This window comes from Cellulophaga sp. RHA19 (assembly GCF_002813425.1).
GTDB lineage: Bacteria > Bacteroidota > Bacteroidia > Flavobacteriales > Flavobacteriaceae > Cellulophaga.
Genome location: NZ_PHUL01000001.1, coordinates 3,338,291 through 3,357,452, shown reverse-complemented (window position 1 = coordinate 3,357,452; position 19,162 = coordinate 3,338,291). Strand labels below are relative to the sequence as shown.

The following is a 19,162-nucleotide window of genomic DNA, read 5'->3' as shown; positions in this document are numbered from 1 at the left end:
ATAACCATAAAAGGAGGTGTGTAGCCTCCTTTTATTACTACTTTTTATAACTCTACAAATTTTAATAAAATGAAAAATATAGCCTTATTTTCCCTTTTAATTACGCTTGCTTCTTGTAATTTAGAAGGTAATACAGTAATTACAAATGCCAAAGATTATAACGCTTTTTTAAAGGTTGATGCAAAAAAAACAACTTCAAGAAAATATGAGTTATGGAACTCAAAAATAAAGCCAGACAGTATGCAAATTGTCAGTTTTGGTATGGTTGCACAAGAGTACAACAGGTACTTTAAAAACACGGGTAAAATAGAATATCTTAAAAAGGCAGAACAATGTTTAGCAAGAGCCGTAGATGTTGCAGCAGTTAATAAAGCAGATTTTTACAGATCGTTGGGTCGTAATTATATTTCTCAGCATAGGTTTAAAGAAGCTTTAGAAATGGCACTAGCAGCCCAAAAAATGGGAAGTGGAGTAGCGCAAACACATAGCCTTTTGTTTGATGTATATATGGAACTAGGTGAATATAAAAAGGCAGAAGAAAATTTATTATCATTAAAAGATAAAAACAGCTTTGGTTATTTAATTAGAATAGCAAAATGGAAAGACTATAAAGGAGATTTAGATGCTACTATAGTTTATATGGAAAAAGCTAAACAGTTGGCAGAAATGTCTAACAATACTAATTTAAAAGTATGGTCTTATACAAATATAGCAGACTATTACGGGCACGCCGGAAGAATTAAAGACTCTTACAAGTATTATTTAAAATCTTTAGAATTAGAACCTCACAATGCATATGCTAAAAAAGGAATTGCTTGGATTGCTTTTTCTTACGAACGTAACCCAACAGAGGCATTACGTATTTTAAATGCAATTACTAAAAATTATAGCACTCCAGATTATTACTTGTTAAAAGCTGAAATAGCAGAATATCAAGAAAACAAAACAGAGAAGCTTAAAAATATGGATAGATACATAAAAGCAGTCAAAAACCCTGCTTACGGAGCTATGTATAATGCTTATAATGTTAACTTTTACTTAGACTATACAGATTTGTATGGCAAAGCTTTAGAAATTGCAAAAGAAGAGATTAGTAACAGAAAAACACCAGAATCCTATATGTTACTGGCACATAGTTTTTACAAAAAAGGAGATGTATCTAATGCCGTAAACATTATTAAAGAGCACATAGAAGGTAAAACGTTTGAACCGCATATTTTATACAATGTAGCAGAAATATACAAAGCAGCAGGTGATACAGAAAAGGTAAAAGAGTTAAAGACAGAATTAACAGGTGCCATTTATGAATTAGGGCCAAATATGGAGAAGAAAATAACAAGTTTATAGGTAGGTAATAAAATATTTACAAGTACAACTTTTGTAGAGTTTAGTTGTAGGTTGTTGCTTAAAGCACTGAAACGGTTGGGTTTCGGTGCTTTTTAGTGAAGTGTAATTTTAAGATTTTTTTATGTTAATATACTAAAACAATAAAAATGCAGTTTTAATAAAACCACTTAACCTAAAACTCCGTATGTAGTAGAAATAGGAGTAGTACTATTTAAGAACTATTGCTATTAAAACATATTTGTTATGGAATATTATTTTTTTATTATTTGGATAGCCGTAATGGCATTTTATTGTTACAAGTTGTTTTCGGCTCATAAGTCTTTGAAAAAAGTAGAGTATAATAACGCTCATAAATTAAAAGAAAAACAGATTAAAATACACAAGTAGTGTTTTTTAAATTCTGAATTAAAATATGTTTGTTTAACATTTATTGGTTTTGTTAAATATAAAGTCCTGTGTTCGCAGGGCTTTTTTTATTGTTATAAGTTTTACGCATAAAAAAATCCTCTATTTCTAGAGGATTTTTTTATCTAATATGTGATTTTTTTAAGAACTAGCGGCTACACCTAAAGTGTATAATTGCTCCAGTGTAGGAGACTCGCTACCACCTGCAGGTTCTAAGGTAATACCAAAGGCTTCTGAATTGTTGGCATTTGCTAAAGCAAATATTTTATTTTCATCTCCCTTAAAGTCTTCAAGTAATCCTAAGCTAGTTGGTGTTAAAGGATTAAGTTTTAAAGACCACACTTGGTAAACAAAACCATCTGGTGGCTCTGGTAATCCTTTAGCATCTATAAATACTTTTTGTTCCTTTTTGTTCCAATATGCTTTTGCAAATGACTCTGGAGAAATTGTTTGTCCTCCTAAAGCAACAACATCTATATCTTTATCTCTAATTGTATTTAATAAATCTTGTGTTTCAGTTAAAGAATTATTTGCATTGTCAATTTTAGATTCTAAGTCTACTTTCTCTTTTGAAACTATTTCGATCTTAGACTCTAAATCTTTATTCTGGTTGTACATCCACAACATACCTGCAGATAAAACCACAGCAGCAGCCCAACCAGTATAAGTTGCCCAGCTGGTTTTTTGTTTAGGTAATTGTACAACTTTAGTCTCTTCTGTAAAATTAAGTTTACGCTTAATAGAGGTAAACATACCACTATTTATTTTAGGCGAAGCAGATTTACTAAGTGCTAGTATAGACGCTTCTATGGCCTCTATTTCTTTTTTAATTTCCGGGTACTGTTCTGCGTCTTTATGTATTTGCAGGTTTTCCTCCTCAGAGAGTAACCCAGCAACATAAAGTTCTAATTTTCCCGACGCTATGTATTCTTCAATATTCATATACCTAGTCTAATACATTTTTTCTTAGTTGCGATATGCAACTTCTATTTCTTGTCTTAATTGTTCCCAAAGGAATATCTAATTCTTCTGAAGCTTCTTTTTGAGTGTAGCCTTTAAAGTATAGCATTTCTATAATTTGTACGCACTTGTCTTTTAGATTTACTAAAAACTTTTTAATTCCAATAGCATCCATTTGACTATCAAGATTATTACCATCCTCAAGTATACTTACGAAGTAATCTGCAGATAGGTTTTGTTTACTGTTTTTGTGGGATTTAGAACGCACTTCGTCTATTGCAGCATTACGAGCTATATTTAAAATCCAAGTAAAAAACCTGCCTTTAGAAGAGTTGTATTTGTCTGAGTTATTCCAAATTTTAACAAACACGTCTTGACAAATTTCTTGCGAGATGTCTGTGTTTTTTACAATTGTATTTATAACGCCACAGATATTTTCAGCATACATATTATATAGCTTTTCAAAAGCTTTGGGGTCTTTCTTTTGAAATTGTATTACTAGGGTTTCTAATTGCATATATTGTATTTACTGTTGTAAGATAATATAAAAAAGCTACATAAGTGTAGCTTTTTTATAATGTATAAGTTTGTTTAATTTATTCTATGATTCCGGCACAACTTACTCTTGTACCAGCATCTCCACTTGGCTGAGATGTAAAATCGTCTACACCTTCATGAACTATTATTCCTTTTCCTAAAATATTTTTTTTGGGATCTTCACAATCTAGACACCATTCATTGGTGCTAAATTTAATTTCAGAATTACCGTTTTTATCTGTAATAAAATTACCTATATCTCCTTTATGGTATCCTTCTTTATCACCCCATTTTCCGTGTTTTTCAAAAGTAGGATTCCAGTGTCCGCCTGCCGATTTACCATCTTCAGAAGAGCAATCTGCTTTTTCGTGAATATGTATGGCATATTCACCTTGTTTTAAACCAGTAAGGTTGGCAACCATTGCCACTTTATTTTTGCTTTGGGTAAAGGTAATTTTACCAGTAACATTACTGTTGCTTTTAGGCTCTAATGTAATTGTTAATGATTTTGATTCCTTATTATCAGGAATTACGGTGGCATTTGTAGTAGTTGTTTCCTCCGCTTTTTTATTTTGATTTTTACAGCTGTATGTAAAACTTATAAAAAGAATTGATAGCGTTACTATTATTTTTTTCATCTTATTATGGTTTTCTATTAGTACAAAATTATTGCACTAAACTAAGAGTAATGCTCTTATATCTTTAACCCATAAAAAGTAAATAGTAACGCTATCAATTAAAAAATTACTTCTTAGCTAAAAGTACTTCGCCTTTTATCTGTACATCGCTCCAAGTTTTACTAACACCATCTGCACCAGTATGTAAAGCCTCACAAGCTTTGTTTATAGATGCAACTGCGTCTAAAGCATTCCAGTTTTCTAAATTCATTACACCTGTAAATGTAAATTTATTATCAGATAATTTTTCAGTCTCTAATGGAATGTTTGCTGTTTCTCCGTTTAAAGTAACATCTAATGAAGCTTTATCATCTTCAACTTTTAAAACTCCAGAAATTAATTCTGTGTTTTTCATCACTCCAAAAAAGAATTCTATAATTTTTGGGTCTCTTGTTCCAGTGCCATCATTTGTAAATAAACTACTTACAGGAATGCTAAACTCTGTACCGTTTAAAGCTTCTAAAGGAGTAGATCCTGTGTTAGATTTTTTAATGTTAACCGTTTTAAATGTACCGCCAACACCAATTTTATCTGTAGTTTTATATGCTGTAAAACTAGCTTTTGTAGAGTCTGCAACTAAAGTATATTGAGCCTCTGCCTCTGTGTGACTATGATCTGCGTTTTTATGATCTTCAGAGTTATGAGAGTTTTCTTTGTTTGCATTTTTACAACTAAAAGCTGCTACAGCTAATAAGCTTACACATACTAATTTTATCTTTTTCATAATACTATAAATTTTAAAGTATAAAGGTAAAAAATCTATTACTCTTATCCTTTTAATTAATTGTAAAGGTTTTTATTTCTTTAAAAGAATTGGTTTCTAAACTGCTAATTTTTGTTTTGTACGGATTCCATTTTTCTGAGAAAAAGGTATTTGTTTTTTCTAAAGCCGTTTCTAACTCTTTTTTAGCAAATTGTATTAGGTTGTTTTCTGTGCTAGTTAAACCTGTTTTTCTGCTACGTACATAACCGTTTGCAGCCCCAATTCTTTGCATAACTGTAATTTCTGGGTTTCTTGTAATTCCTTGTCTTTTATCTACTTTACCTATATAAAGAGCAATAACGGCATCTATATCTTTTATAATAGTTGCAGAAGCTTTAATTTCTTCTTTGTATTTTTCTTTGTCTAGTTTTGATAAATCTGACTTGTACTTTGTGGCAGTATTTTTACTTTCTACAAGTTGTTTAACAGCGTCTGCAGCAGTTTGGGTATAACTTGCTAATGTTTTGCTAGCATTGTATATTTCATCAATATTAGCTTTAGATACATTTAACCTTGGGTCTGACTTTACAGTTAGCATTGTTTCATCTGTGGTTGAGCCGTAGGTTAACTGTACTTTATAAGTACCAGGTTTAACTCTTTGTCCGCTTGGTTCTCTTTTAGATTTACGTATGCTACGTGATGGTCTTTCTGAACCTTTTTCAGACATATTCCAGTAGTAACGGTGTAATCCTGTTTTTTTAGGAGCTTTAATTTTAATAGTACGTATTAATTCTTCACCATTAAAAAACTGAAATTGTAAAGAATCTTTAGAAGCTACACCATCTTTTTTTGTAGGAGTATTTTCTTTTTCTTCCTTTTTGTTTTCATCTTTAGGCTTTTCTACTTTTTCTTTCTTTTTATAGAAGTACGTTAGCATAGCACCACCTTTTTTGTTTTCACCATTAAATAATGCATCTGCACCAAATCTACTACCTGTAGGTTGTTGGTAAGCTGCTTGGTAGGCAACAGGAGGTGTAAATAAAGCAACATCTTTAGTTAGTACAGTTTTGTCTTTTGCTATAGCACGTAGTGGTCTAATATCATCTAAAACCCAAGCAGCTCTACCAAAAGTACCAATTACAAGGTCGTTTTCTCTAGGGTGTATTATTAAATCTTTTGTAGATACAGTAGGGAAACCTTCTGTCCATTTTTGCCATTTACTACCAGCATCAAAAGATATATACAAACCATCATCTGTACCTAAAAATAATAAGTTTGGTGTTTCTGGATCTTCTACAATAGATAAAGCATAACTTTTAACATCGCCCTCATCTACAATTCTAGTCCACGTTTTACCATAATTAACAGTTTTGTAAACGTAAGGTGCGTAGTTAAACCTACGATAATCGTTAGCAACTAATAAAGCTTCTCCTTTATTTTTGTTAGATGCTTTAATTTGTGGTATCCAGCTACCTTTTGGTAGACCTTTTATATTTTTGGTCACATCTGTCCAGTTGGTACCGCCATTCTGTGTTACGTGTACACGGCCATCATCTGTACCAACCCACAACATATCTTTTTCTACAGGAGAAGGTTCTATTACTAAAATAGTACAGTGGTTTTCTGCTCCGGTAGCATCCATAGTTAATCCGCCACTTTCGCTTTGTTTTTGTTTTTCTGGATCATTAGTGGTTAAATCCGGAGAAATAATTGTCCACGTTAACCCCTTGTCTGTTGTTTTGTGTACAAACTGACTACCAAAATATGCTGTAGCATTGTTAAAAGGATCTTGACCAATAGCAGAGTTCCAATTAAAACGCAATTTTGTTTCTGCGTCTGGTGGTGTTGGTCTTACAGAGTAATTGTTCCCTGTTTTCCAATCATATCTGGATACATTTCCTTGCTGACTCATTGTATAACCAAATTGCGAATCATCTAAATCTGGTACAACATCAAAACCATCACCAAAAGAAATTTCTTGCCAGTAGCTGTTACGTATACCTTGTGCTTTCCAAACAAAAGCAGGTCCACGCCAAGAGCCATTATCTTGCATACCTCCATAAACGTTGTATGGGAACTCGTTATCTACATTAATATGGTAAAACTGCGCTACAGGTAGGTTACCAATAAAACGCCAAGATTTACCACCGTCTTTGGTAATATTTAGTCCACCATCATTACCGTCCATCATAAACTGTCCGTTTTCTGGGTGTATCCACCAGGCGTGATGATCTGGGTGTACGCCATTATCTGCACCATAAGCAGGCATTAATTGGCTAAAGTTTTTACCACCATCTTCAGATACATTTATATAAGTAAAAACAGAATAAATTCTATTTTCGTTTTGTGGATCTACATAAATTTCTGAGTAATAAAAAGGTCTATTTCCTATATCAGATTTATCATTAATTTTTTTCCATTTAAAGCCACCGTCGGTAGATTTGTATAATGCATTTTTTTTAGCTTCAACTAAAGCATAAACAACATTAGTTTTGTTGCGCGCAATTGCAACACCAATACGGCCTAAATTTCCTTTAGGTAAACCATCTTCTTCAGTAATTTTTTTCCAGTTTTCTCCACCATCGTGCGTCATATATAAGCCACTACCAACACCACCAGATTTAAAAAACCAAGGGTCTCTTTTGTGCTCCCACATTGCAGCAATTAGCTTGTTTGGGTTTGTAGGGTCCATTACCAAATCTGCAACACCAGATTTGTTATTGGTAAAGAGTATTTTTTTCCAGGTAACACCACCATCTGTTGTTTTAAAAACACCACGTTCTGGGTGCTCTCCCCAAGGAGAACCAATTGCACCAGCATAAACAATGTTTGGGTTTGTTGGGTCTATTACAATTCTGTGTATATGTCTGGTTTTTTCTAAGCCCATTGGTAACCAGTTTTTACCGCCATCTAAAGACTTGTAAATGCCATAACCACCATTTAAACTATTTCTAGGGTTACCTTCTCCTGTACCTACCCAAATTACAGAGGGGTTGCTTTGTTGTATGGCAACAGCACCAACAGAAGCTGTAACTTCTTTATCAAAAATAGGGTCCCATTTTATACCTCCAGAGGTAGATTTCCATAATCCACCAGAGGCTGTACCTGCATAAATAACATCAGGATTACTATGTACAGCATCTATAGCAGTTACACGGCCGCTCATACCTCCGGGGCCAATGTTTCTGGGCTTTAAGTCTTGTACATAATCCATTTTAAAGTCTTGCGCAGACAAGCACAAAACAGTAAAAAAGAATAAAAGTGAGTGTAGTTTTTTCATTTTTTAGAGTTGTTAGTTGATTTTTAAAAATAAGTAATATTGAGTTAAGTTATTGATTATTAGTGGTCTTTATTTTTTTTATCTTCTTAGGGTTTATCCATAGTATAATACCACTTACACTAATAAATATGAGTCCTAAAGCAAGTATAGTAGAATATAAAAGTTTAAATATTGAAGCATCATTTTTTATAAAATAATCTATAATAGATCCATCATGTATTTTTTCAATAATAGTATCTGTACGTTGTTTTACAGATACAACTTTGCCAGTGTAGCAGTTAATTTGTAACTCTGTAAAATGCTCATCAAACCTAACTTTAGCTATACCTTTTTTAGGTCTGTAATCTATACGGTCTATTATTGTAGATAATTGTAAAGAATCTATATACGCTATGGCATTTTCTTCTATAGTTTTTAAAGGAACAAGAGTATTGTTTTTTGCAGTTATTTTGTAGGTAGAAGGTTTTAAGTAAAGTTCGCTTTTCCAGGCAAGCAAAGCTCCTGTAACGCTTATAATTAATATAAAAGCAACCAAAATTATTGCTACTGTTTTATGTAGATTTCTGTATAAACGAGTGCTTTTTGCGAGTTTGTTAATCTTAATTTTCAATAGGAACTTATTTAAAGTTTCCGAAAATAACGAAAACTGCACCAAAATTTCATAATAATATGTTAACAAAGCAAGCTTACATTTAGCAAACATTTAATACAAATACGTTTTTGAAAATAGAAGGTTTATTGAAAAAGCCGTATTTTTATACTTGTATGAAGAATGATAAAATAAACAGAAAAGGTTTTGTGTTTAAGCAATACAAAGCCCCTTCACAAACTCCGTTTGAAAAGCTTTTTGAGATTTTTAAAGAGTTAATTACACATACATCTGGAGATTTTGATGAAGCTATAGATTGGTTGCGGGAGTTGGATAAAGAATATAAACTTACTACAGAAGACTATACTATTGATGATTTTATAGAAGACCTAAAGGCTAAAGGCTATATTAGAGAAGAAATAAAACCAGATGGTAGCAATGGTACTGCTATTACGGCTAAAACAGAAAGAGCTATTAGACAAGCCGCATTAGACCAAATTTTTGGTAAAATAAAACGTAACGGTTCTGGTAACCATAAAAGCAAAGGTGTTGGAGCAGGTGATGAGCATACTGGCGATTTTAGAAATTACCAATTTGGAGATGCTTTAGATAAAGTGTCTATGACAGAAAGTCTCCGTAATGCACAAGTAAATAACGGTATTGGTGATTTTAGGTTAACGGAAGATGATTTGGTGGTTGAAGAAACTATGCATAAGTCGCAGATGAGTACTGTACTTATGATAGATATTAGCCATAGTATGATTCTTTATGGAGAAGACCGTATTACTCCTGCTAAAAAAGTTGCAATGGCCTTGGCAGAATTAATCACCACACGTTACCCGAAAGATACGTTAGATATTCTTGTTTTTGGTAATGATGCTTGGCCTATTAAAATTGCAGACTTACCGTATTTACAAGTTGGTCCTTACCATACTAATACTGTTGCTGGTTTGCAATTGGCAATGGATTTACTCCGTAGAAAGCGTAATACCAACAAGCAAATTTTTATGATTACAGATGGTAAACCAAGTTGTTTACAAATGCCAGATGGTACGTATTATAAAAATAGTGTTGGTTTAGACGAGAACATTATAAATAAATGCTACGGTATGGCACAACAAGCAAGAAAGCTACACATACCTATAACTACATTTATGATTGCGCAAGACCCATATTTAATGCAATTTGTAAGGGAGTTCACACACGCAAACCAAGGAAAAGCATTTTATACAGGTTTAAAAGGACTTGGAGAAATGATTTTTGAAGATTACGAAACCAATAGAAAAAAACGAATTAAAGGATAAAAGAATTTAGAGAATAGAAATAAGATAAGACAATAAAGTCAGTTTTCTTAAATTTATAAACCTCTTTTCTAAAAAGAAAATATGAAAATAGATACAATAAAAACACTAGGCGATTTAAAAAAAGCTGGTTACCAAAGTAAGTCTATAAAGGATGAGCTAAGAGATAATTTAATAGAAAAAATTAAAAATAAAGAAACCACATTTACAGGTGTTCACGGGTATCAAAATACTGTAATACCAGAATTAGAGCGTGCTATACTATCTAGACACAACATAAACTTATTAGGTTTACGCGGACAAGCAAAAACACGTTTGGCTAGACTAATGCTTAATTTATTAGATGAATATATACCAGTGGTAAAAGGATCTGAAATTAATGATGATCCTTTACAGCCAATTTCTAGATACGCTGTAGAACTTATTAAAGAAGAAGGAGATAGTACACCTATTACTTGGCTGCACAGAAGCGAGCGTTTTGCAGAAAAGTTGGCTACACCAGATGTTACTGTAGCAGATATTATTGGAGATGTAGATCCTATAAAAGCAGCAAACTTAAAGTTGAGTTATGCAGATGATAGAGTAATACATTACGGAATGATACCACGTGCTAACCGTTGTATTTTTGTTATTAATGAGCTGCCAGATTTACAAGCAAGAATTCAGGTTGCATTGTTTAATATATTGCAAGAAGGCGATATACAAATTAGAGGATTTAAATTACGTTTGCCTTTAGATATGCAATTTGTTTTTACAGCAAATCCAGAAGATTATACCAACCGTGGTAGTATTGTTACGCCTTTAAAAGATAGAATAGGGTCACAGATTTTAACTCATTACCCAGAAGATATAGAAACTGCTAAAGTAATAACAGCGCAAGAGGCTAAGTTAGACGAAAGGCAGTCTAATGCTGTAATGGTTCCAGAGCTAGCAAAAGACCTATTAGAACAAATTGTTTTTGAAGCACGTAAAAGCGAATATATAGATGCTAAAAGTGGTGTAAGTGCTAGACTAAGTATTACTGCTTTTGAAAACTTATTAAGTACAGCAGAACTTAGAGCATTAAAAAACGGAGACACTAAAACTACGGTTAGACTTAGTGATTTTATAGGTATTATACCTGCAATTACGGGTAAAGTAGAGTTAGTTTATGAAGGAGAACAGGAAGGTGCAGCAAGCGTAGCTTATAATCTAATTGGTGATGCGGTACAAACGTTGTTTGTAGATTATTTTCCTAAAATTGAAAAACTTAAAAAACAAGAAGACGATAGTCCTTATGACGATGTAGTTTCTTGGTTTTTTAATAATGAAGCCGGATTTGAACTTCTTGATGATTTAAGTGATAAACAATACAAGAATATGTTAGATGCTGTTTCTCCTTTAGATGATTTGTTAGGAGCACATCAACCAAAATTAAAAAAAGAAGAAAGCTATTTTGTAAAAGAGTTTATACTTTGGGGCTTAGTACAGTTTAAGCAATTAAGTAAATACAGATTTACAGAAGGTATACAGTTTAAAGATCCGTATAGTAATTATATAAGCGGATTGTAAACTACCACGTATTCCTAGATTTTATATTGGCATCGCAGAGTTTTATAATCTCTGCGATTCTTTTTTGCTTTGTTTCCTCTCTTTTGGCTTGGTTTAACCAGTATAGATAATGTTTTTTATAGGATGGAGCAAAACTATTGTAGTTTCTAAAAGCATTGGGGTTTTCATTAAAAGCTTCTTGTAAGTTTTTAGGTATAACTCCGTTTTCTACATCATCTAAAGCTGTCCAAGAACCATTTTGCTTACCAATTTTAATACTATCTAATCCACTTTGGTGCATTAAATCAGCAGCAATTAGATTTTTTATATGTGTTTTATTTAATTTACTCCAAACGCTTTTTGCTTTTCGTTTGCAAAAATATTGCCTTCTTTTTCCGTCACCTAAATTTTTAACGGTACTATCTATCCAACCAAAACAAAGTGCAACCTTAACCGCATCTTCCCAAAGCATACTTTCTTTAGCGTGACTTACTTTGTATAGTATTATATAAATTCCAGAACTAGTTTTGTGGTTGTTATGCAACCACTCTCGCCATTCGGTAGTGTTTTTAAAATAGAGTTCTGGTTTTGTTTCCATTTTGGCTTGGTGATATTTTAGTATAAACTTTAATGTATATTTATATCCAAAAATAACTAAAAAGATGCAACGTACTTATACCTTTATTGTTTTAACCTTTATAATTATGATGTCTTTAAATGCGCAAGAACTGTCTAAACAAGATCTACCATATTATCAAATACCAGAGGCACCAAACAGTTTTACAGCTGGCACAGTAGCTGCCAGAACTATAGACGCCTTGGGTTTTAGATATTATTGGGCAACAGAAGGGTTACAGCCAAAAGATTTAGAATATAAACCAAACAAAGAGGGTAGGAGCACTGGTGAAACCGTAGATCATATTTATGGTTTATCTAAAATGATTTTAAAAACAACCAGTTTAAAGATTGATGAAGATAAAAACCAAAAACTAACCTTTAAGGAAAAAAGAAAAAAAACATTAGAGAACTTTAAAAAAGCTAGTGATATTTTAAAAAATGCGACTGACTTAAAAGAACACGAGTTGGTTTTTAATGAAGAATTTAAGCTTCCGTTTTGGAATGCTATAAACGGACCTATTGCAGATGCAATATGGCACAGCGGACAAATAGTAGTTATGCGCAGATCTTCTGGAAACCCAATGCCTAAAGGGGTAAATGTATTAATGGGAACTAAAAAATAATTATACTTAACTTAAAACTAATTCATCAATAAAAAAATGAGAAAATTACAATCTTTTTTGGCAGCAGTAACTGTGTTGCTTGTAATCTCTTGTAAGGAGAAAACAGAAAAAACATCAGAAGAAATAGCAAAAACAGAATTTAAAGTAGATTATGATAAATTTACATTGGATAATGGCTTGCAAGTTATTTTTCATATAGATAGGTCAGATCCTGTTGTGGCAGTAGCATTAACTAGTCACGTTGGTTCTGCTCGTGAAAAAGTAGGCAGAACAGGTTTTGCTCATTTATTTGAGCACTTATTGTTTTTAGAATCTGAAAATCTGGGTAAAGGTGGTTTAGACAAAATGAGTGCGCGTATTGGCGGTTCTGGTGCAAACGGATCTACAAGTAGAGACCGTACCAATTATTTTCAGACAGTGCCTAAAGATGCCTTAGAAAAAATGATTTGGGCAGAGGCAGACAAGCTTGGGTATTTTATAAATACAGTTACAGAACCTGTTTTAGCCAAAGAAAAAGAGGTTGTAAAAAATGAGAAAAGACAACGAGTAGATAACAATCCTTACGGACACGTAAACTATGTGCAAACAAAAGCATTATATCCAGAAGGTCACCCATATAGCTGGACAGTTATTGGGTCTTTAGAAGATTTGCAAAATGCAACTTTACAAGATGTAAAAGATTTTTACAATAAGTGGTATGTTCCTAATAATGTTACATTAACAATTGCTGGTGATTTTGATAAAAACCAAGCAAAAGAATGGGTTAAAAAGTATTTTGATGAAATTAAAAAAGGTGATGATATACCAGCTTTAGAGAAGCAGCCTGTTGCTTTACCAGAAACTAAAAAGTTATACTATGAAGATAACTTTGCACGTTTACCACAACTATCTATAACGTGGCCATCTGTACCAGAGTTTCATAAAGATGCGTATGCATTAGATGTATTATCATCATACCTAGCATATGGTAAAAAAGCACCTTTATATAAGGTTTTGGTAGAAGATAAAAAGCTAACAGATCGTGTGCGTATGTATAATTACTCATCAGAGCTTGCAGGTGAATTAACATTATCTGTTACTGCTTTTGATACTACAGAGCTTACAAGTGTAAATAATGCTGTACAAGAAGCTTTTACTAAGTTTGAAAAAGATGGTATTTCTGATGCAGATATTAACAGAATAAAAGCAGGTCAAGAAACAGATTTTTACAATTCACTTTCTAGTGTATTGGGTAAAGGATTTCAGTTGGCACAATATGAGATTTTTGCTGGTGATCCTGGTTATGTTAGTGAAGATGTAAAAAATATATTAGCAGTAACTAAAGAAGATGTTATGCGTGTGTACAACACGTATGTAAAAGGAAAGAATTTTGTTGCGGTAAGTGCTGTGCCAAAAGGTCAATCTTCTTTGGTTTTAGAAGGATCTATAAAAGCTGAGGTTGTAGAAGAGAAAATTGTTGAAGGTAAAGAAAGTACTTTTGATCCTAGTATTGCTGCTACTTACCAAAAAACACCTTCTAGTTTTGACCGTAGTATAGAGCCTCCTTACGGAGATAGCCCAGATGTAAAAGTACCAGACGTTTATAAAGAGGAGCTTTCATCTGGAATTAAGGTATTTGGTATAGAGAATAATGAAGTGCCACTAGTAGAATTTAATTTTATAATTAATGGTGGTATGTTACTAGAAGATAAAAATAAAATAGGTGTTTCTAATTTGCTAGCATCTATGTTAACCAAAGGGACAAAAAATAAAACGCCAGAAGAATTAGAGAATGCTATAGAAACTTTAGGAGCAACAATTGTTGCATCTGCAAGCAACCAGTATATTATAATTTCTGGCAATTGTTTAGCTAAAAACTATACAAAAGTAATGGATTTGGTTAATGAAATTATTTTGGAACCACGTTGGGATCCTAAAGAGTTTAATTTGCTTAAACAAAGTACTATTAGTCAATTGCAAAGAGCGCAAGCTAACCCTAATAGTATTGCTAGAAACGAATTTTATAAAGTACTTTATGGTGCAGACAATATTTTAGCAAATAATAATGCAGGTACAACAACATCTGTAAAGACAATAACTTTAGATGATTTAAAAGAATACTACAATGCTAATGTATCGCCAACTGTTGCTAATTTTCATATAGTAGGAGATATTACTGCAGCAAACGCTACAGCATCTTTAGAGACTTTAAATAGTAAATGGGAACAAAAAAATGTAACTGTACCAACAGTAATTGCAGCTAAAACTCCAGAAAAATCTAAAGTGTATTTTTATAATGTACCAGATGCTAAACAATCTATATTGTTATTTGGGACACCAGCAATTGCTGCCACAGATAAAGATTTTTATCCTGCGCAGGTAATGAACTATAGACTAGGTGGGGGCAGTTTTGCATCGCAATTAACACAAGAACTTAGAGAAGGTAAAGGATATACTTATGGGGTAGGCTCTAGCTTTAGTGGTGGTAAAACATCTGGTTTATTTACAGTATCTAGTGGTGTACGTACCAATGTAACTTATGAGGCTTCTCAGTTGGTTAAAGATATTATGAAAAATTATAGTAAAGGCTATAACCAAAACGATTTGGAGGTATCTAAAGGCTATATGGTAAAAAGTAATGCAAGAGCTTTTGAAACTATGGGGTCTAAATTAAATATGCTAGAGAATATTAGTATGTATAATTATCCTGTAGATTATGCTAAGCAAAGAGAGCAAGGAGTAAAAAATATGTCTGTAGAAGATGTTAAAGCATTAGCAGATGAATATGTTAATCCAGATAAAATGATTTACTTAATTGTGGGTGATGCTAAAACGCAGCTTAATAAACTTAATAAGTTAGGGTACGGTGAGCCAGAATTATTAAATCCTGATGTGATATTAAAAGACTAAACACTAGTTTTTAATCATAAAAAATCCGCTTTACACATTGTAAAGCGGATTTTTTTATACTCATTTTATAAGTGCTATATATTTATATTTTTTTAAGATTGATGTAAAAATTAGGATCAAAAACTACAGTAGCGTTTTCAGAAGATACTTTAGTTGTTTTCCAATCAGCAGAAGGAAAAACCCATTGTTCTTTATCGTTAATTTTTACTTTTATAGGCATATCAAAACCACTTACAATATTTGTATATCTGTACTTTAGTTTATTGTCTTCAATTTTATATTCTAAGTTAGGAATACGTACGTCTCTTAAATACTGATTAAATATAGTTGTTAAATCTATTCCAGATTGATGACTTAAGTAATCTTCAATTTCATCTGTGGTTACAACAGAATGGTAAAAGTCTTTATTTAACCCTCTTAAAATACGTCTCCATTTTTCATCATTATCAACCAACTGCCTAATACTATGTATCATATTAGCACCCTTGTAATACATATCTCCAGAGCCTTCATCATTTACATTGTAATTACCAATAATAGGAATGTCGTTTGCAATGCTTCTACGAGTACCAATAACGTACTCGTTAGCAGCTTGGGTTCCGTAATAGTAATCTAAAAATAGACTTTCAGAATAAGCCGTAAAACTCTCATGTATCCACATATCTGCAATGTCTTTGTTGGTAATGTTATTTGCAAACCACTCGTGACCAGATTCGTGAATAATTAAAAAGTCAAACTTTAAACCCCAGCCAGAACCAGACAAATCTCTACCCAAATAACCTTGCATATATTTGTTACCATACGTAACTGAACTTTGGTGTTCCATACCTAAATAAGGAGCTTCAACCAGTTTGTAACCATCTTCATAAAAAGGATAAGGTCCAAACCAATGCTCAAAAGCCTTCATCATTTTAGGAGCATCTTTAAAATGTACTTTTGCTTTTTCTAAGTTATCGCGTAGCACATAATAATTCATGTCTAAAGGACCTTTTTCACCTTTATAAACTTCAGAAAATTGTACATAGTCACCAATATTAACATTAACACCATAGTTATTAATTGGGTTTTTAACTACCCAATGAGATGTTACAGTATTAGCGTGTTCTTCAATTTTTTCTAGTCTTCCGTTAGAGATATTAGACAAACCCTTTGGGTTGGTAACACTAATACGCATGCTGTCTACCTCGTCATACATATGGTCTTTATTTGGCCACCAAACACTGGCACCTAAACCTTGGCAAGATGTAGCTACAAATGGTTTTCCGTTTTCATCTTTAGACCAAGAAAAACCACCATCCCAAGGTGCATTTACAGCTTCTTTAGGGTTACCCTCATAATACACCACAATTTGGTTAACGGCACCAATTTGTTGTTTTTGCTTTAGTTTTATAAAATGCGCATTTGTTGCTGAGGTGAATTTTAGCTTTTTCCCTTTTTGTGTTACTTTGGTAATTTTTAAAGGTGGTTGTAGATCTACCTGAAGCACTTGATTTTCATCTAAAACAGTATACATAATGGTGTTTTTACCAGAAATATACTTTGTAGCAGGGTCTACTGTTACGTCTAAATGGTAGTAATTTAAATCCCACCAAGCGCGTTCTGGAGTAATTGTGCCACGTAAAGTATCTGTTTTTGTAAATGTTTTTTGTGCATATACACCAAAAGATAGGAGTAGGGTAGCACAAATTAATAAAGCTTTTTTCATATGAGTAGTTTGTTAGTAGTACAAATATATTTATCTGTAAATGTAATAAAAAGAAAAAGCCATTAAAGAGTTTCCTAATTAATGGCTTGTTTAACTTGTATTTTTAAGGTTTAATTTTGATTTACACTTAGTAGATTAATATCAAAAATTAAAACAGATCCTCCTGGTATGCGGCTTACATCATTACTGCCATACCCTAATCTAGATGGTATTAGTAACACACCATTACCACCTTCTTTAAAGTAGGTAATACCTTCTGTCCAGCCAGCAATTACTTGTTGTAGATTAAAAGAAATTCCGTTAGCATCACTTTCATCAAAAGTGTTGCCGTCTGTAAAATATCCTTTATAAGCTACAGTAACATCAGAGCTTGCTGTTGGTCTTATTCCGTTACCCTCATCATTAATAACATAATATAAACCGCTATCACTTTTTAGAGCAGTAAGGTTGTTTTTTTCTATGTAAGTTTTAATTTCTGCTTCGTTTTGTGCAGTGTAATCTACAGGTTCTTTAATTGTAACATCGTCATTTTTACAAGATATAAATAGTGTAAAAACAAGTATCAGTATTCCGTATTTCATTTATAGTTTTTTTTAAGCTTAGCAAATATAAGTGTTTAGCTTTAGCTTTAATTTTAAAAATAAGTTAATGTTAACTACCTCATAATTTTATTAGGAAAAACTACAACACTCTCAAAACCATCTTTTCCAACGGCTGCAACACCAAAAAATGAATTATCAATTACAATACCGTTTAAAGTTTGCTCTGTAACATTACCTACATATTTACTGTTGTCCCAAGTAGGCGAAGTAGTATCTCTCCAATATATTTTATAACCTAAAGCACCTTCTACCGGCGACCACTCAAGTTTGGCAGAAGCCTCTACAATACCTCCAATTTTAACTGTTGTAGGAGAAGGAGGGGCCCAAGCTAAATTAGCCATTGTTATAGCATTTACAGCAGTTAGTTTTTTAGCATATGCAAAATTAACGTGTTCTACAACATCGCCATAAGCAATGCCATTTTCCGTTCTAATATCTTGGTGTTGTTGAGTGTAGTTTTCATGCGCTTCCATTATTCTTATGCCAGGAAAACCAAGATCGTTAAAAGGTCTGTGATGCCCACCTCTACCAAATCTATCTAACCTATAAATCATCATCGGATTCATTTCTGGCATATATGTTTTTACATTTTTGTGAATGTAGCGTGCTAATTGGCGAGATATACCGTCTACCTCACCACCATAAAAACGTCTTGCTTTACGTTGCCTTTCTGTTTCGTTTGCAGGTACAGGTTCAGAAAAAATTCTAAAATCCCTATTACTTATTACGCCATCAACACCTTTAATATTTCCAATCATATCATTATTTAGAATACCAATAATATCCCATTCTTTTTCTTTGGCATATTTAGCTAAACCAGCACCACCAAATAAGCCTTGTTCTTCACCAGAAAGACCTACATAAATTATACTATTTTCAAATTTATATTTTGATAAGACACGTGCAGCTTCCATTGTGCCAGCCATACCGCTAGCATTATCATTTGCGCCGGGAGCATCTGTAGTAAAATCCATAGTGTCACTAGCTCTAGAGTCTATATCGCCACTCATAATTATATATCTGTTAGGATACTTTGTGCCTTTTTGTATAGCAACAACATTTACAACCCACGCATCATGTGGTACTCTACCGTTTCCTTTTTTTGTAACAAAATCTTTCTGATAAAATACATTTAAGCAGTTGTTACATTCGGTAGACATTTTGTCAAATTCAGATTTTATCCATCTTCTTGCAGCTCCAATTCCTCTTGTATTAGATACAGTGTCACTAAAGGTGTTACGTGTGCCAAAGTTAGCTAGTGTAGTAATATCATTTTTAATGCGCTCTTCTGAAACCGCATTAATAATATCGTAAATTTTAGAGTTTGTTTGTGCATTTGTAAACGTTATACCAAGAATAAATAATAGTAAGAATAATTTTTTGAGAGTCATTTTTT

At 32.7% G+C, this 19,162-nt stretch carries 15 protein-coding genes; 5 read left to right on the top strand and 10 right to left on the bottom strand.

Annotated features, from left to right (window positions below; all coding sequences use genetic code 11):
• The first annotated feature begins 69 nt into the window (after window positions 1-69).
• The gene (locus tag AX016_RS14730; RefSeq protein ID WP_100896340.1) at window positions 70-1,347 is read left to right on the top strand and encodes a tetratricopeptide repeat protein; all 1,278 of its coding nucleotides are present in this window, start codon (window positions 70-72) and stop codon (window positions 1,345-1,347) included.
• Between the two features lie 546 nt (window positions 1,348-1,893).
• On the opposite strand, the gene AX016_RS14725 is transcribed toward AX016_RS14730, so the two are convergent.
• The 6 genes from AX016_RS14725 to AX016_RS14700 form a co-directional block, all read right to left on the bottom strand.
• Window positions 1,894-2,694, bottom strand: coding sequence for an anti-sigma factor (locus tag AX016_RS14725; protein ID WP_100896339.1), 801 nt, complete (start codon window positions 2,692-2,694; stop codon window positions 1,894-1,896).
• A 4-nt stretch (window positions 2,695-2,698) separates the two neighbouring features.
• On the bottom strand, window positions 2,699-3,229 hold the full coding sequence (locus tag AX016_RS14720) for an RNA polymerase sigma factor (protein ID WP_100896338.1): 531 nt from the start codon (window positions 3,227-3,229) through the stop codon (window positions 2,699-2,701).
• Window positions 3,230-3,308: 79 nt separating this feature from the next.
• Complete coding sequence (locus tag AX016_RS14715; RefSeq protein ID WP_100896337.1) at window positions 3,309-3,887, bottom strand: superoxide dismutase family protein; 579 nt, start codon at window positions 3,885-3,887, stop codon at window positions 3,309-3,311.
• Between the two features lie 106 nt (window positions 3,888-3,993).
• Complete coding sequence (locus AX016_RS14710) at window positions 3,994-4,650, bottom strand: YceI family protein (protein ID WP_100896336.1); 657 nt, start codon at window positions 4,648-4,650, stop codon at window positions 3,994-3,996.
• 52 nt (window positions 4,651-4,702) lie between these two features.
• The gene (locus AX016_RS14705) at window positions 4,703-7,909 is read right to left on the bottom strand and encodes a WD40/YVTN/BNR-like repeat-containing protein (RefSeq protein ID WP_100896335.1); all 3,207 of its coding nucleotides are present in this window, start codon (window positions 7,907-7,909) and stop codon (window positions 4,703-4,705) included.
• A gap of 49 nt (window positions 7,910-7,958) precedes the next feature.
• A complete protein-coding gene (locus tag AX016_RS14700; protein WP_232732637.1) occupies window positions 7,959-8,519 on the bottom strand; it encodes a PepSY-associated TM helix domain-containing protein in 561 nt (186 codons plus the stop codon).
• A 155-nt stretch (window positions 8,520-8,674) separates the two neighbouring features.
• On the opposite strand from AX016_RS14700, the gene AX016_RS14695 reads away from it, so the two are divergent.
• Both AX016_RS14695 and AX016_RS14690 read left to right on the top strand, forming a co-directional pair.
• Window positions 8,675-9,802, top strand: coding sequence for a vWA domain-containing protein (locus tag AX016_RS14695; protein ID WP_100896333.1), 1,128 nt, complete (start codon window positions 8,675-8,677; stop codon window positions 9,800-9,802).
• Between the two features lie 81 nt (window positions 9,803-9,883).
• Window positions 9,884-11,350, top strand: a complete 1,467-nt coding sequence (locus AX016_RS14690; RefSeq protein WP_100896332.1) for a magnesium chelatase — start codon at window positions 9,884-9,886, stop codon at window positions 11,348-11,350.
• A gap of 1 nt (window position 11,351) precedes the next feature.
• Here the strand turns inward: AX016_RS14690 and AX016_RS14685 are convergent, their stop codons facing one another.
• Window positions 11,352-11,927, bottom strand: a complete 576-nt coding sequence (locus AX016_RS14685) for a YdeI/OmpD-associated family protein (RefSeq protein WP_100896331.1) — start codon at window positions 11,925-11,927, stop codon at window positions 11,352-11,354.
• 106 nt (window positions 11,928-12,033) lie between these two features.
• Here AX016_RS14685 and AX016_RS14680 point away from each other — a divergent pair, with 106 nt between their 5' ends.
• Window positions 12,034-12,570 (top strand): hypothetical protein, encoded by a 537-nt coding sequence (locus AX016_RS14680; RefSeq protein ID WP_232732636.1) that lies wholly within the window; start codon window positions 12,034-12,036, stop codon window positions 12,568-12,570.
• A 36-nt stretch (window positions 12,571-12,606) separates the two neighbouring features.
• Window positions 12,607-15,459, top strand: a complete 2,853-nt coding sequence (locus AX016_RS14675) for a M16 family metallopeptidase (RefSeq protein WP_100896329.1) — start codon at window positions 12,607-12,609, stop codon at window positions 15,457-15,459.
• An 82-nt stretch (window positions 15,460-15,541) separates the two neighbouring features.
• Here AX016_RS14675 and AX016_RS14670 read toward each other — a convergent pair whose 3' ends face one another.
• The 3 genes from AX016_RS14670 to AX016_RS14660 form a co-directional block, all read right to left on the bottom strand.
• On the bottom strand, window positions 15,542-17,164 hold the full coding sequence (locus AX016_RS14670; protein ID WP_100896328.1) for a M1 family metallopeptidase: 1,623 nt from the start codon (window positions 17,162-17,164) through the stop codon (window positions 15,542-15,544).
• Window positions 17,165-17,274: 110 nt separating this feature from the next.
• On the bottom strand, window positions 17,275-17,745 hold the full coding sequence (locus AX016_RS14665; protein ID WP_100896327.1) for an FKBP-type peptidyl-prolyl cis-trans isomerase: 471 nt from the start codon (window positions 17,743-17,745) through the stop codon (window positions 17,275-17,277).
• 74 nt (window positions 17,746-17,819) lie between these two features.
• A complete protein-coding gene (locus tag AX016_RS14660; RefSeq protein WP_100896326.1) occupies window positions 17,820-19,157 on the bottom strand; it encodes a M28 family peptidase in 1,338 nt (445 codons plus the stop codon).
• Window positions 19,158-19,162 lie beyond the last annotated feature (5 nt).

Coding starts and splice junctions, on each gene's coding strand:
- AX016_RS14730 (WP_100896340.1), top strand. CDS start 70: ATGAAAAATATAGCCTTATTTTCCCTTTTAATTACGCTTGCTTCTTGT.
- AX016_RS14725 (WP_100896339.1), bottom strand. CDS start 2,694: ATGAATATTGAAGAATACATAGCGTCGGGAAAATTAGAACTTTATGTT.
- AX016_RS14720 (WP_100896338.1), bottom strand. CDS start 3,229: ATGCAATTAGAAACCCTAGTAATACAATTTCAAAAGAAAGACCCCAAA.
- AX016_RS14715 (WP_100896337.1), bottom strand. CDS start 3,887: ATGAAAAAAATAATAGTAACGCTATCAATTCTTTTTATAAGTTTTACA.
- AX016_RS14710 (WP_100896336.1), bottom strand. CDS start 4,650: ATGAAAAAGATAAAATTAGTATGTGTAAGCTTATTAGCTGTAGCAGCT.
- AX016_RS14705 (WP_100896335.1), bottom strand. CDS start 7,909: ATGAAAAAACTACACTCACTTTTATTCTTTTTTACTGTTTTGTGCTTG.
- AX016_RS14695 (WP_100896333.1), top strand. CDS start 8,675: ATGAAGAATGATAAAATAAACAGAAAAGGTTTTGTGTTTAAGCAATAC.
- AX016_RS14690 (WP_100896332.1), top strand. CDS start 9,884: ATGAAAATAGATACAATAAAAACACTAGGCGATTTAAAAAAAGCTGGT.
- AX016_RS14685 (WP_100896331.1), bottom strand. CDS start 11,927: ATGGAAACAAAACCAGAACTCTATTTTAAAAACACTACCGAATGGCGA.
- AX016_RS14680 (WP_232732636.1), top strand. CDS start 12,034: ATGATGTCTTTAAATGCGCAAGAACTGTCTAAACAAGATCTACCATAT.
- AX016_RS14675 (WP_100896329.1), top strand. CDS start 12,607: ATGAGAAAATTACAATCTTTTTTGGCAGCAGTAACTGTGTTGCTTGTA.
- AX016_RS14670 (WP_100896328.1), bottom strand. CDS start 17,164: ATGAAAAAAGCTTTATTAATTTGTGCTACCCTACTCCTATCTTTTGGT.
- AX016_RS14665 (WP_100896327.1), bottom strand. CDS start 17,745: ATGAAATACGGAATACTGATACTTGTTTTTACACTATTTATATCTTGT.
- AX016_RS14660 (WP_100896326.1), bottom strand. CDS start 19,157: ATGACTCTCAAAAAATTATTCTTACTATTATTTATTCTTGGTATAACG.